The sequence below is a fragment of the Microbacterium sp. X-17 genome, assembly GCF_039615055.1.
Map to the genome: position 1 here is coordinate 997,858 of NZ_JBDHNI010000003.1, position 12,289 is coordinate 1,010,146.

At 71.7% G+C, this 12,289-nt stretch carries 11 protein-coding genes; 3 read left to right on the plus strand and 8 right to left on the minus strand.

Features of this window, described 5'->3' with window-relative positions; all coding sequences use genetic code 11:
* Window positions 1-4 precede the first annotated feature (4 nt).
* Complete coding sequence (locus tag ABCS02_RS18975; protein WP_345837223.1) at window positions 5-964, plus strand: sugar ABC transporter permease; 960 nt, start codon at window positions 5-7, stop codon at window positions 962-964.
* A gap of 5 nt (window positions 965-969) precedes the next feature.
* Window positions 970-1,821: a carbohydrate ABC transporter permease gene (locus tag ABCS02_RS18980; RefSeq protein WP_345837224.1), complete on the plus strand. Its 852-nt coding sequence runs from the start codon at window positions 970-972 to the stop codon at window positions 1,819-1,821.
* A 21-nt stretch (window positions 1,822-1,842) separates the two neighbouring features.
* Here ABCS02_RS18980 and ABCS02_RS18985 read toward each other — a convergent pair whose 3' ends face one another.
* The 5 genes from ABCS02_RS18985 to ABCS02_RS19005 all read right to left on the minus strand — a co-directional run bounded on the left by ABCS02_RS18985 (window position 1,843) and on the right by ABCS02_RS19005 (window position 8,176).
* Window positions 1,843-2,775 (minus strand): aldo/keto reductase, encoded by a 933-nt coding sequence (locus tag ABCS02_RS18985; protein ID WP_345837225.1) that lies wholly within the window; start codon window positions 2,773-2,775, stop codon window positions 1,843-1,845.
* A 127-nt stretch (window positions 2,776-2,902) separates the two neighbouring features.
* Window positions 2,903-4,162 carry a diaminopimelate decarboxylase gene (gene lysA, locus ABCS02_RS18990; protein ID WP_345837226.1) on the minus strand — a complete coding sequence of 420 codons (1,260 nt, stop codon included), beginning with the start codon at window positions 4,160-4,162 and terminating at the stop codon, window positions 2,903-2,905.
* Between the two features lie 31 nt (window positions 4,163-4,193).
* Window positions 4,194-5,093: a universal stress protein gene (locus tag ABCS02_RS18995; protein WP_345837227.1), complete on the minus strand. Its 900-nt coding sequence runs from the start codon at window positions 5,091-5,093 to the stop codon at window positions 4,194-4,196.
* Window positions 5,090-6,586, minus strand: a complete 1,497-nt coding sequence (locus tag ABCS02_RS19000) for an amino acid permease (protein ID WP_345837228.1) — start codon at window positions 6,584-6,586, stop codon at window positions 5,090-5,092. Before ABCS02_RS19000 ends, ABCS02_RS18995 begins: the two co-directional genes overlap by 4 nt.
* A 48-nt stretch (window positions 6,587-6,634) precedes the next feature.
* Window positions 6,635-8,176 carry an amino acid decarboxylase gene (locus ABCS02_RS19005; protein WP_345837229.1) on the minus strand — a complete coding sequence of 514 codons (1,542 nt, stop codon included), beginning with the start codon at window positions 8,174-8,176 and terminating at the stop codon, window positions 6,635-6,637.
* 101 nt (window positions 8,177-8,277) lie between these two features.
* On the opposite strand from ABCS02_RS19005, the gene ABCS02_RS19010 reads away from it, so the two are divergent.
* Entirely contained in the window at window positions 8,278-9,198 is a 921-nt protein-coding gene (locus ABCS02_RS19010; protein WP_345837230.1) for a LysR family transcriptional regulator, read from the plus strand.
* A 3-nt stretch (window positions 9,199-9,201) separates the two neighbouring features.
* Here ABCS02_RS19010 and ABCS02_RS19015 read toward each other — a convergent pair whose 3' ends face one another.
* Genes ABCS02_RS19015 through ABCS02_RS19025 form a run of 3 tightly spaced genes read right to left on the minus strand, consistent with a single transcriptional unit; the run spans window position 9,202 to window position 12,277 of the window.
* On the minus strand, window positions 9,202-10,362 hold the full coding sequence (locus ABCS02_RS19015) for a Gfo/Idh/MocA family oxidoreductase (RefSeq protein WP_345837231.1): 1,161 nt from the start codon (window positions 10,360-10,362) through the stop codon (window positions 9,202-9,204).
* Window positions 10,359-11,471, minus strand: coding sequence for a Gfo/Idh/MocA family oxidoreductase (locus tag ABCS02_RS19020; RefSeq protein WP_345837232.1), 1,113 nt, complete (start codon window positions 11,469-11,471; stop codon window positions 10,359-10,361). Before ABCS02_RS19020 ends, ABCS02_RS19015 begins: the two co-directional genes overlap by 4 nt.
* Window positions 11,468-12,277, minus strand: a complete 810-nt coding sequence (locus ABCS02_RS19025) for a ThuA domain-containing protein (protein ID WP_345837233.1) — start codon at window positions 12,275-12,277, stop codon at window positions 11,468-11,470. Before ABCS02_RS19025 ends, ABCS02_RS19020 begins: the two co-directional genes overlap by 4 nt.
* Between the last annotated feature and the right edge of the window lie 12 nt (window positions 12,278-12,289).

Below are 12,289 nucleotides of genomic sequence, written 5' to 3' on the forward strand. Positions count from 1 at the left end.
GACCATGGCCACCCCAACGACACTGGAGTCGGTCCGGCGCGCCCGCCGCGGCGTCGCGGTCGCGGGCCGGGGCCGCCCCGGCGCGCGGCCGCCGGCACGCCTGAGCTCCGGCGCGCTGACGCTCGTGCTCTTCGCGACCCCGGCCGTCCTGCTCCTCCTGCTGCTCAACCTGTACCCGGTGCTGTACGCCGGGCAGCAGTCGCTGCGCAACGGCGACCTCGTCGACGCCGGCACGTTCGTCGGCCTGCAGAACTACGTGACCGTGCTGACCTCCCCGGAGTTCTGGCACGCCGCCTGGTTCACGGTGGTCTTCACGGTGGTCGGGGTCTTCGGGAGCTGGACCATCGGCCTCGGGCTGGCGTTGCTGCTGCGGACCCGCGTGCCCGCCAACGGCACCCTGAAGGTCCTGCTGCTCCTGCCCTGGGTCGTGCCGATCGTCGTCTCCTCCACGTCGTGGAACTGGCTGGTCGCCACACCGCAGAGCCCGCTGCCGCTGCTGGCGAAGGCGCTCGGCTTCGGCGACGTGCTCTTCCTGGCCGACCCGCTGCTCGCTCAGATCACGGTGTGCGTGTTCAAGGTCTGGGTCAGCTTCCCGTTCATGATGATGATGATGTCCTCCGCCCTCGCGTCGGTCGACACCACCGTCTACGAGGCCTCCCGGGTGGACGGCGCGTCGCGCTGGAAGACCTTCCGCTTCATCACCCTGCCGATGATCTCGCGGTCCACCTACATCAGCTGGATCCTGATGACGATCTTCTGCGTGAACGACTTCCCGACGATCTTCCTGCTCACCGGCGGCGGCCCGGTGAACTCCACCCAGACGCTGGTCGTGCTCGCGTACACGACCGTGTTCCAGAACTTCCAGACCGGCCCCGGTGTCGCGATCGCGTTCCTGATGACGATCGTGCTCGTCATCGTCAGCGTCACCCTCTACCGGCGGATCCGAAAGGCGGCCATCGAATGACGGCAGTGGCTCAGCAGACCGTGCCGGCGGTGGCCCGGCGTCCCCGACCGGAGGGCGAGCGCGGCCGGTGGTGGCGGTTCTGCCTCCTCGCGGTGATCACCGCCCTCGTGCTCGTGCCGCTCGCGGCCGTCGTGCTGCTCTCGCTCCAACCGGGGCTGGGCAGCTCCGCGACCGGCGTGACGCTCGACAACTACGTCGGCGTCATCACCTCGACCGACCTGGGCGTCTGGGTGACCAACAGCCTGGTCGTCACGCTCGCGACCGTGGTCGTGTCGGTCGTCATCGCGGCGCCGGCCGGCTACGTGCTCTCCCGGGGCCGCGGCAGGCTGGTGGCCGGCTTCTCGCTGACGCTGTTCGTGATCCAGTCGCTGCCCGTGGTGACCGCGGTCATCCCGCTGTTCATACTCTTCGCCCGCATCGGGCTGGTCGACACCCTCGGCGGCGTCGTGATCCTCTACGTGGGCGGGACGATGTCCGTCGCGATCTGGATGATGGCGGCCTACTTCGACTCGATCCCGATCAGCCTGGAGGAGGCGGCCTGGATGGACGGCTGCTCGGTGTTCGGCAGCTTCTCGCGGGTGGTGCTGCGCAACTCGCTGCCCGGCGTGCTGTCGACGGCGATCTTCGCCTTCCTGCTGGCCTGGAACGACTACCTCGTGGCCGTCATCTTCCTGCGCTCGGACCAGAACTACACGCTGCCGATCGGCCTCCAGACGTTCTTCCAGCAGAACCAGACCGACTGGGGGCCGGTGATGAGCGTCGCGGTGGTGATGATGATCCCGCCGGTCGTCGTTTTCGCGGTGCTCAACCGGTACTTCAGTGTGGGCGGGATCGGGGGCTCGCTGGCCGGGCGGTGACGAGCGAGCCTCCGCGACCGCCTACGGGACCAGATACCCCGCCGCCCGGTACAGCTCGTACCACTCCGGCCGGGTCAGCGGCAGCTCCGAGCCGAGCGCCGCGGCGGCCACGCGCGACGGCGTCGTTGTGCCGAGCACGACCTGCATCCGTGCCGGGTGGCGCGTGATCCACGCGACCGCGATCGCCTCGGCGGGGACGCCGTACTTCCCGGCCAGCCGGTCCACGACCGCGTTGAGCTCGGGGTAGCGGTCGGAGCCCAGGAACGGGCCGTCGAAGAAGCCCGCCTGGAACGGCGACCAGGCCTGGACCGTGATGTCGTGCAGCCGGCAGTAGTCGAGGATGCCGTAGTCGCGGCTGATCGACTGGTCGAGGGCCTGCATGTTCGAGGCGACGCCCTGCGCGATGATCGGCGCGTGGGTGATCGAGAGCTGCAGCTGGTTGGCGACGATCGGCTGGGTCACGTACCGGCGGAGCAGGTCGATCTGGCCCGGGGTGTGGTTCGAGACGCCGAACGCCCGGACCTTGCCGGAGGACGACAGCTCGTCGAACGCGCGCGCGACCTCCTCCGGCTCGACCAGGGCGTCCGGACGGTGCAGCAGCAGGATGTCGAGGTAGTCGGTGCCCAGCGCCTCCAGGCTGCCGTTCACCGACTCCAGGATGTGCTCGGCCGAGAAGTCGAAGTACGGACCGTCCGGCACGATGCCCGCCTTGGACTGGATGACGAACTCCTCGCGCTCGGAGGGGCTCAGCTTCATCGCCTCGGCGAACCGGCGCTCGCAGCCGTGCAGCGGGGAGCCGTACACGTCGGCGTGGTCGAGGAAGGTGATGCCGGCGTCACGGGCGGTCCGGACGAGCGTGCGCACCTCCTCGTCGGACTTGTCCTGGATGCGCATCAGGCCGAGCACCACATTGGGCGCGGTGATCTCGGTGCCGGGCAACGTGAATGTTCGCACGGGTCGTCCCTTCTGGACAGCGGTGGGGGCACGCCCGGACGGACGTCCCTCCACGCTACGAAGGCGGCATTCGGAAGTCCAACAACTGTTGTCTCTGCCACTGATGAGTCAGAACGATCAAACGTCCTCACACGTCGCGGGCGAAGAGGTCCTCCCACGTCTCCCGGCGGATGACCGCCCGCGCCTCACCGTCGCGCACGAAGACCACCGGCGGACGGCGGTACCCGTTGTAGTTGTTCGCCATCGTGTGCGTGTACGCGCCGGTCGCGGGCACGGCGAGGAGGTCGCCGACTCGGGCGGCGGGCAGCCGCAGCGGATCGATGAGCACGTCCCCCGACTCGCAGTGCCGGCCGACGACCACGACCTCCTCGGCGTCCTCCTCGTGCAGCCGGCCGGCCAGGACGGCCTCGTAGCGCTGCCCGAACAGGGCGACCTCCAGGTTGTCGCCCATGCCGCCGTCGACGGCGACGAAGGTGCGGGCGTCCCGCTTGACGGTCGTCACGGTGTAGAGGGTGAAGGCCGACGCGTTCACCATGCTGCGGCCGGGCTCGATGATGAGCTCGGCGTCGGCCGAGAGGTGCTCGTCGGCGGCCGCGAGCAGCGCGTCCACATACTCATCGACGGACGCGGGCCGGTCCTCGATCGTGTAGCGGGAGCCGAGGCCCCCGCCGAGGTCGTAGACCGGGAAGTCGCCCAGGGCCGCGAGCGGCGCGACGGCGGCTGCGAGTTCCGCCGGGTCCATGATCTGCGAGCCGACGTGGGCGTGCACTCCCCGCAGCTCCAGCAGCGGGCTCGCCTCGATCCGGGCGATGAGTGCGCGAGCGGCCCCGGCGGTGAGCCCGAACTTGGAGCCCACCTGCCCGGTCTGCACGTGCGGGTGTGTGGACGAGGCGACCTCGGGGACGACCCGGACGAGGACGCGCTGGACACTCCCCGGCGCGACCAGCTGCTCCAGCCGGTCGACGTCGTCCGCGTTGTCCACCACGACGAGCCCGACCCCGGCCTCCACCGCGATCCGCAGCTCCTCCGTCGTCTTGGCGTTGCCGTGCATGACCAGGAGCGCCGGGTCGACCCCCGCGCGCAGGGCGCTGAGGATCTCGCCCCCGCCCGCGACGTCCAGGCCGATCCCCTCCTCCACCATGACCCGCTGCACGGCGGTCGCCGGGAACGCCTTCGACGCGAAGACGACCCGCGCGTTCGGGCGGCGCGAGGTCAGGGCGGTGCGGTACTCGCGCGCCCTGGCCCGCAGCGCGTCCTCGTCCACGACGATCGCGGGCGTGCCGAACTCGCGCGCGAGGTCGTCCACCCGGCAGCCCGCGATCACGAGGACGCCGTCGGGGTCGACGGTCGCTCCGGCCGGGAAGAGGTCGACGAGGGGGTGGGGCATGGCGGTGTCCTTGGGTCGGAGGGCTGGAGGGTCAGTCGCGGCCGGTGACGCCGTGCGGGACGACGACGACCGGGACGGGCGAGTGCCGGACGATCTTGGCCGCGTGCGAGCCGAGGAACACCCGGGCGATCGGGCCGAGCGTGCTCGACCCGACGACCAGCACCTCGTCCGGCTCCCAGCCGACGTCGGCCAGGGCCGCCTCCCACGTCTCGCCCCTCCCGACCGCGACGTCGGAGACCGGCGGAGCGTCCGGGAGGTCGGATACCTGCCGCACCAGTGCGGCCGCGTGCCGCTCGATGTCGGCCGCCCAGGTGTCCGCGACGGCCTGCTCGGCGTCCAGCCCGGCGCCGGAGGTGCCCGAGTCGCGCGGAACGACGGCGAAGGAGGCGACGCGCAGGTCCGCGCCGACCGACGCGGCCACTCCGGCCGCGCCGAACACCAGCCCGGTCGATGCGCCGGTGCCGCGGTAGGCGGCGGTCACCCGGCCGACGCGTGCGCCCTCCTCGGTGCGGTACCCGCGGGGAGCGATCGCGACGGGGACCGGGGACGCGTGCAGCAGGGTGTCGCTCGCGGAGCCGAGGCCGATCCGCCCCGCCGGCGCGTCCGTCGCCGAACCCACGACGATCAGGGAGGCCTCGCGCTGCTCGGCGAGCTCCACGAGGCCGCGACGGGCCGAGGGCGCCTCGTGCAGCAGGTACTCCGCCGTGACCGAGCCGCCGAGCACGGCCGCGGCGTGATCGAGGGCGCTGTCCGCGTTGTCGCGCGTGTAGCCGCGCCACTCGGTGTCCGCGCCGCCCGCCGTCGTCGGCCAGGCGGGCGGGACGATGGCGGCCACGATCAGGCCGGAGCCGGAGGAGCGGGCGAGCATCGCGGCCAGGTGCAGCGCGGAGGCCGACCGGTGCGCGGGGTCGACGCCGACGACGATGCTCATCGCCTGCCCGCCTTCCTGCGCTCGGCGGCCTCCCGGATCTCGGCCTTGCTGGGCTGGGCGAAGTTGCTCGTATACGGAGCCTCCGTGCCGGCGACCGGGGTCCCGGTCTGCAGGGTGGAGTGCTTCCGGCCGTAGAACCAGTAGAAGACGAGGAAGGCGGCCGTCCAGATCAGGAAGACGATGATCGTGATGAGGCGCAGCTGCGTGATGATCGCGATGCAGCCCGCGATCGACAGGATGGGGATCGTCCAGCCGAGCGGGAGGCGGAACCCGCGCTCCAGCTCGGGCTCCCGCACGCGCAGGATGATGACGCCGAGCGACACCACGAGGAAGGCGACCAGGGTGCCGATGCTCGTCATCTCGGCGAGGAAGTCGATCGGGACGACGGCGGCGAGCACGCTCGTGGCGATCATGACGATGACGGTGTTCTTCACCGGCGTCATCGTCCGCGGGTTCACCTTCGCGAACACCTTCGGGATCATCCCGTCGCGCGACATGGCGAACAGGATGCGCGTCTGGCCGTAGAGGACGACGAGCGTCACCGAGAAGATGGAGATGATCGCGCCGATGGCGACGATGGTCCCCGGCCAGGTGGAGCCGATGATGTTCTGCAGGATCGCGGCGAGCCCGGCGTCCTGGTTCGCGAACTTCTCGGGGGCCTGCGCGCCGAGCGCGGCGAGGCTGGTGCCGACGTAGAGCACGATGATGATGATGAGCGCGAAGATGATCGCGAGCGGCAGGTTCCGCTTCGGGTTCTTGGCCTCCTCGCCCGCGGTCGACACGGCGTCCAGCCCGACGAACGAGAAGAAGATGATCCCGGCGCCGCCGACGATGCCTGCGAACCCGGCCGGCGCGAAGTTGTGGAAGTGGTCGCTGTTCCACCCGGTGAACGCGACGGCGCAGAAGAACAGCACGACCGCGATCTTGATGACCACCATGATGCTGTTGACCATCGTGGACTCCCGCGCCCCGCGCAGCAGCAGCAGCGAGCACAGCACGATGACGATCACCGCGGGGATGTTGACGATGCCGCCCTGCTCCGGCGCCTGGGAGAGCTGCACCGGGAGCTGCCAGCCCAGGAGGTTCTGCAGCAGCTGGTTGACGTACTGGGACCAGCCCACGGCGACGGCCGCGGTGGAGACGCCGTACTCCAGCAGCAGGCAGGCTCCCACCGCCATCGCGGTGCCCTCCCCGAGCGTCGCGTAGGCGTACGAGTAGGTCGACCCGGAGGCGGGGACGGCGCCCGCCATCTCGGCGTAGCAGAGCGCGGTGAGCCCGGCGACGACGCCGCCGATGACGAACGACCAGATCACCGCGGGACCGGCGACGGGGACCGCCTGGGACAGGATGAAGAAGATTCCGGTGCCGAGCGTCCCGCCGGCACCGATCATGGTCAGCGAGAAGAGGCCGATGCTGCGTCGCAGGTGCGCCTCACCGGCGCCGGGAGGCGTCGTGGGCTTTCTGCGCAGCAGCTGCTGAGCGATTGTGGGCATATCTACCAGTCTCCTTTGATTGGTGGGGGTTTCAGAAATCCGTCGCGCTCAGTCCCGGGTCACCCGGAACAGCCCGACGCGCGGGTCGACGGCGCCGCGCACGTAGCCGGACGGGGAGGCCGCGACCGCCTGCAGGAACGCGACCGTCTGCTCCGTGATCTCCTCGCCGGGGATGAGGTTCGGGATCCCGGGCGGGTACGCCGCGAGGGTGTCGGCGGAGATGCGGCCGACCGCCTCGGCCGCCGGAACGAGCTCGGTGGCGGCGAAGAACGCGTCGCGCGGCAGGATGCGCAGCGGGCCGACCTCGGGCAGGGCCGGGAACTGCTCGGCGCCGCCGCGCGCCCGCTCGGCGTGTGCCTCCGCCGAGTCGGCCGCCGCGACGAGTGCCCGGTGCGCTCGGCCGAGGTCGGGCGTCTTGCCCGCGCCGATCAGCGCGACGAGGGTGGTCGCAGTCGACATCTCGAAGAAGATCCCGTCGGCGTCGATGAGCCGCTGACGCAGCCAGTGCCCGCTGACTCCGGTGTTCGACACGTCGATCGCGACGCGCAGCGGGTCGACGGCGACGATGTCCTCGAACGCGCCGAAGCCGTCGCTGAGGACCCCGAAGCGCGGGTCGGCGCGCAGCGCGTCGCGGAACCCGTCGGCGACCGCGATCGAGCGGCCGATCAGCTCCGTGCCGGTGGCGAGCGCGTGCCGGGCGATGTCGAGGGAGGCCTGCAGCAGCGCCGATGTGGAGGTGGACGCGGTGATCGACACCGCCCGCTCGATGAGCGGCTCCAGGGCGTCGGCGAACGGTCCGTGGCCGAGGTGCAGCATGGCGGACTGGGTGAGCGAGCCGCCCAGCTTGTGGGTGCTGGAGACCACCAGGTCCGCGCCGAGCCGGGCGGGCGACTCGGGGAGGTCCGGGTGGAACCCGAAGTGCGGCCCCCAGGCGCCGTCCACGATGAGCGGGGCGCCGTGCGCGTGCGCCACCCGGGCGAGCCCGGCGACATCCGCGACCGAGCCGAAGTAGCTGGGCGAGACGATATAGACCGCGTCCGCCGGGCGTCCGGCACGCGCCGCGTCGGTCAGCGCCGCGTCGAGGGAGGCCGGCGAGACACCGTGCGCGACGCCGTGCCCGGCATCCAGGGACGGCAGCACGAAGGAGGGCGCGAGTCCCGCCGAGAGCACGCCGTCGCTGAAGCTGGAGTGCGCGCTGCGCTGCGACAGGATGTTCTGGCCGAGCCCCCGCACGGCCAGCGCGGCGATCCGGTTGGCCTGCGAGGCGCCGCCGGTCAGGAACCAGGTGCGGCGCGCGCCCCACGCGTCCGCCGCGAGGCCCAGGGACCGGCTCAGTGGCGAGTCCTCGCCCAGGTCGATGTCGTCCACCAGCATCGGGACGTCGAGCTGCAGCGGCCGCGGCCCGAGGAAGTCGGCGAGGCGGGCGCTGAGGCCGAGCTCGTCCCCGCCGTGCCCCGGGACCATCAGCGGCAGCGGCGACCGGGCGGCGTGGCGCTCCAGCGCGTCCGCGTACGGGGTCTCCCAGTGACGGAGGTCGGCAGCCGGATGCTGCTGACGCGAGTCGAGCTCAGACGAACGGGTGGGGGCCATTCCTCCATCGTGAGGGCGGCGCCTCCCGGCCAGAATCCCCCGAAGTTCACCCTACCCACATAGACTGTATGTGACTCACTCACCTCACGACAGGGCTTCCGATGGCGGATCTGCGACAGTTCGAGGCGCTGCGGGCCGTCCACGCCGAAGGCTCCGTCACCGCCGCCGCCCGCCGCCTGGGCTGGGGCCAGCCGACCGTCGACTACCACCTCAAGAACCTGGAACGACTGGTCGGCGCGCCCGTGCTCGTGCGCTCGCCGCGCGGCAGTAGGCTGACCCCGGTCGGCATGCTGCTCCTCGAACGCGCGCAGGAGATCCTCACGCTCAGCGAGCGGGCCATCGCGGACGCGCGCGAGTTCAGCCGGCTCGGACGGGTGCGACTGCGGTTCGGGACCTTCGCGACGGCGGCGGCGAGCATCCTCCCGTTCGTCGCGAACACCGTGGGCGACCTCGGGATCGAGATCGACGCCACGTTCGAGGAGGTCCCCACGCTGGTCGACCGGATCAACCGCGGCGCCCTCGACGCCGCGCTCGTCTACACGGTGCCCGGGTACGACCTGCCGTTCCGCCCGAACGTGGTGACGAGGGAGGTCTACCGCGACCCCCTGATGCTGGCGCTGCCGGTCGGCCACCCGCTCGCGTCGCGCACGTCCGTCGACCTCGCCGCCGTGCTCTCCCTCCGCGACGAGCGCTGGGTCTTCGCCACCTCCGCGGAGGACGCGATGGACCGCGTGGTCGCCGACGCGTTCGCGGCCGAGGGGCACGTCCTGGACGTCGCGATCCGGACCGACGACTTCCAGGTCCTCCTCGGGATGACCGCGGCGCGCATGGTGGTCGGGATCATCCCCGGCCTGGCGACGACCGCCGCGCACCCCGGCATCGTCCTGCTCCCGATCAACGATCCGTCGTTCGTGCGCTCCATCCTCGTGGCGACCTCCGCGGAGGACGCGAGCCGCCGCCCCTCCCCCGCCGTGCGCCACCTCGTCGCCGCCGTCCGCGACGGCTTCGCCGCCCTCCGCTGACCCCTACGTCGCCACCCACGCACTCCCCGCACGCGCACTCGCTTCGACCGCCGCCAGCACCCGCTGCACGTGCAGAGCGTCCGCGAACGACGGCTCCGGCGCCCGCCGTTCGGCGATGTCGGTCACGAAGTCGACGACCTGGTGGGAGAAGGCGTGCTCGTAGCCGAGCGCGTGGCCCGTCGGCCACCAGTTCCCCGCGAAGGCGTGCTCGGGCTCGGTGGCGAGGATGCGGCGGAAGCCGAGGCGGTCGGGCGGCTCGGTCGCGTCGTAGTACTCGAGCTCGTTCATGCGCTCCAGGTCGAACGCCAGCGCGCCGCGCGTGCCGGAGACCTCCAGCCGGAGCGCGTTCTTGCGGCCGGTCGCGTAGCGGGTCGCCGTGAAGGAGCCCATCGCGCCCGAGGCGAACCGCGTCGTGAACCAGGCCGCATCGTCCACCGTCACCTCGCCGAGCCGGTCGGAGGCCACGCCGCCGAGTCCGCGCTGCTCGGCCAGGATGGGCCGCTGACGGACGTACGTCTCGAGCGTGCCGCTCACCGAGGCGACGCGGTCGCCCGCCACGAACTCCGCAGCGTCGATGATGTGCGCGCCGATGTCGCCCAGCGAGCCGGAACCGGCCTTCGCGCGATCGAGGCGCCACGTCATCGGGCCGGCCGGGTCGCTCAGCCAGTCCTGGAGGTACTGCGCCCGCACCTCGCGCACCTCGCCGATCGCGCCCTCCCGCACCAGCCTGCGCGCCTCCAGGATCGCCGGCACCCGGCGGTAGGTGAACCCGCACATCGCGAGCACTCCCCGCTCCTGCGCGGTCGCCGCCGCCGACGCCATCCGCTCGGCCTCGCCGAGGCTGTTCGCGAGCGGCTTCTCGCACAGCACGTGCTTGCCCGCCTCCAGCGCGGCGATCGCGATCTCGGCGTGGGTGTCGCCGGGCGTCACGATGTCGATCACGTCGATGTCGTCGCGCGCGACCGCCTCGCGCCAGTCAGTCGCGCTCTCCGTCCAGCCGAGCCGTTCCGCCGACTCCGCGGCGCCGGTGCGCCCGACCAGGAGCGCCAGCTCCGGCCGCAGCGGGAGGTCGAAGAAGCGCGGGGCGACGCGCCACGCCTGCGAGTGGGCGGCCCCCATGAAGCCGTGGCCGATCAGCGCGACCCGGAGCGGCGCGGCTGTCACCGCAGAACCTCGGCTCCGCGCAGGTGGGCGACGCTCCCCCACTGCTCGAGCCGCTCCCGCACGTCGGCGCGGCGCTCGGTGCGCACCGCTTCCGCGTAGCGCTGCTCCAGAAGCTGCGGGATGTCGACGCGCTCTCCGGTCTCGGCGCTCAGCACGGCGGCCTCCACCATCGCAAGGCTCGGGATGTTCCGGTGGATCTCGCTCTGCGGCGTCTCGCCGCTGCGCAGGCAGCGGACGAACTCCGCGAGCGATCCGGCGATCTCCTCCGGGCCGGCCGGCACGTCGGGCAGGCCGTCGATCCCGTCCGCCTCCGGTGCGCCGTCCCCGTCCCACACGGCGGTGCCGTGCTCGGCGCTGACCCGCCAGGAGCCGTTCCACGAGGTCTCACGACCCGGTGCGCACCAGCTCCCGGTGAAGGTGTAGCGGGCGCCGTCGTCGAACTCGAACGTCGCGGTGGCGGACGCGTCGCCGTCGTACCAGCTCCAGGCCGGGTTCCACGACGAGCAGGACACCGTCACCGGGTCCGCGCGCAGCAGGTAGCGGGCCATGTCGAACTGGTGGATGGCCATGTCCACCAGGAGCGGCTGCTCCATCCGGTCGCGGAAGCCGCCGAAGTGCGGGGCCTTGTAGAACTCGGTGGTGATGGCGCCGACACGGCCGAGCCGGTCGGCGATGGCGCGCAGCCGGGTCAGCTCGGTGAAGAACCGGCGCGACTGGCTGACCATGAGCAGGCCGCCCGCGACCTCGGCGAGCGCCGCCTGCTGGAGGGCGTCGACCAGCGTGGGCGCGATCGGCTTCTCGCAGAGCACAGGGAGGCCGGCGAAGAGCGCCTCCTCGTTGACGGGGCGGTGCGCAGCGGGAACGGTGACGTTGACCACGGCGACCGCGCCGCTCCGGGCGGCGACCTCGGACACCGAGGAGCCGAGGACCACGTCGAGCGCCTCCTCCTCCGCCACGCGCGCGGCGAGCTCCAGGTCGAGGTCGACGATTCCGACCAGGCGCGCGTCCGGCGACGACGCGAAGGTGCGGATCCAGTTGCGGCCCATGTTGCCCGCTCCGACGAGGACGACGGGCAGCGACCCCTGCCGGCCGGCGGCGGCCACGCTCACAGGGCGACCTCGTCGCGGTTGTGCATCGCGCCGGCGTAGCCGTGCCCGGTGAAGAAGTCCCCGCGCTCGTAGCGGAGCAGCACCGGCACCTGACGCGCCGGCCGGTCGGAGGCCGCCCACTCCACGCCGTTCGCGATGACGTGCCGGACGTCGGGGTGGTGGTACACCGGGTAGTCCTGGTCGCCGGGGCTGAAGTAGAAGATCCTGCCGTTGCCCCGCTTGAACGTCATCCCGCTGCGGAAGCACTCGCCGCCGCTGAACGTGCTGATGAAGACCAGCTCGTCGGGTGCGGGCACGTCGAACTGCTCGCCGTACATCTCCTGCGCCGGGATCTCGATCGGGTGCGGGATGCCCTGCGCGATTGGGTGCGTCGGGTCGACCGTCCAGACCAGCTCCCGGTCGTTGTCGCTGCGCCAGCGCAGGGTGCACGACGTCCCCATCAGCTTGGTGAAGATCTTCGACCAGTGCCCGGAGTGCAGCACGATCAGACCCATTCCGGAGAGCACGTGCCGGTGGACGCGCTCGACGATCTCGTCGGACACCTCGGCGTGCGCGGCGTGGCCCCACCAGGTCAGCACGTCGGTCCGCTCCAGCAGCTCCTCGGTCAGCCCGTGCTCCGGATCGTCGAGCGTCACGGTCGTCACGCTCACGCGGTCGCCCGCGAACTCCTCGATGCCCTCCTTGATGGTGGTGTGCATGCCGGACGGGTAGATCTCCGCGACCTCAGGCTCCAGCTGCTCGTGGCGGTTCTCCCCCCACACGACCACGCGGATCGGGTCTTCTGCGGTTCCGATTCGATGAGACACTTCTGGTCACTC

Excerpts from the sequence above, each read along its gene's own strand:
- ABCS02_RS18975 (WP_345837223.1), top strand. The coding sequence starts at position 5 with ATGGCCACCCCAACGACACTGGAGTCGGTCCGGCGCGCCCGCCGCGGC.
- lysA (WP_345837226.1), bottom strand. The coding sequence starts at position 4,162 with ATGCCCCACCCCCTCGTCGACCTCTTCCCGGCCGGAGCGACCGTCGAC.
- ABCS02_RS18995 (WP_345837227.1), bottom strand. The coding sequence starts at position 5,093 with ATGAGCATCGTCGTCGGCGTCGACCCCGCGCACCGGTCGGCCTCCGCG.
- ABCS02_RS19000 (WP_345837228.1), bottom strand. The coding sequence starts at position 6,586 with ATGCCCACAATCGCTCAGCAGCTGCTGCGCAGAAAGCCCACGACGCCT.
- ABCS02_RS19005 (WP_345837229.1), bottom strand. The coding sequence starts at position 8,176 with ATGGCCCCCACCCGTTCGTCTGAGCTCGACTCGCGTCAGCAGCATCCG.
- ABCS02_RS19010 (WP_345837230.1), top strand. The coding sequence starts at position 8,278 with ATGGCGGATCTGCGACAGTTCGAGGCGCTGCGGGCCGTCCACGCCGAA.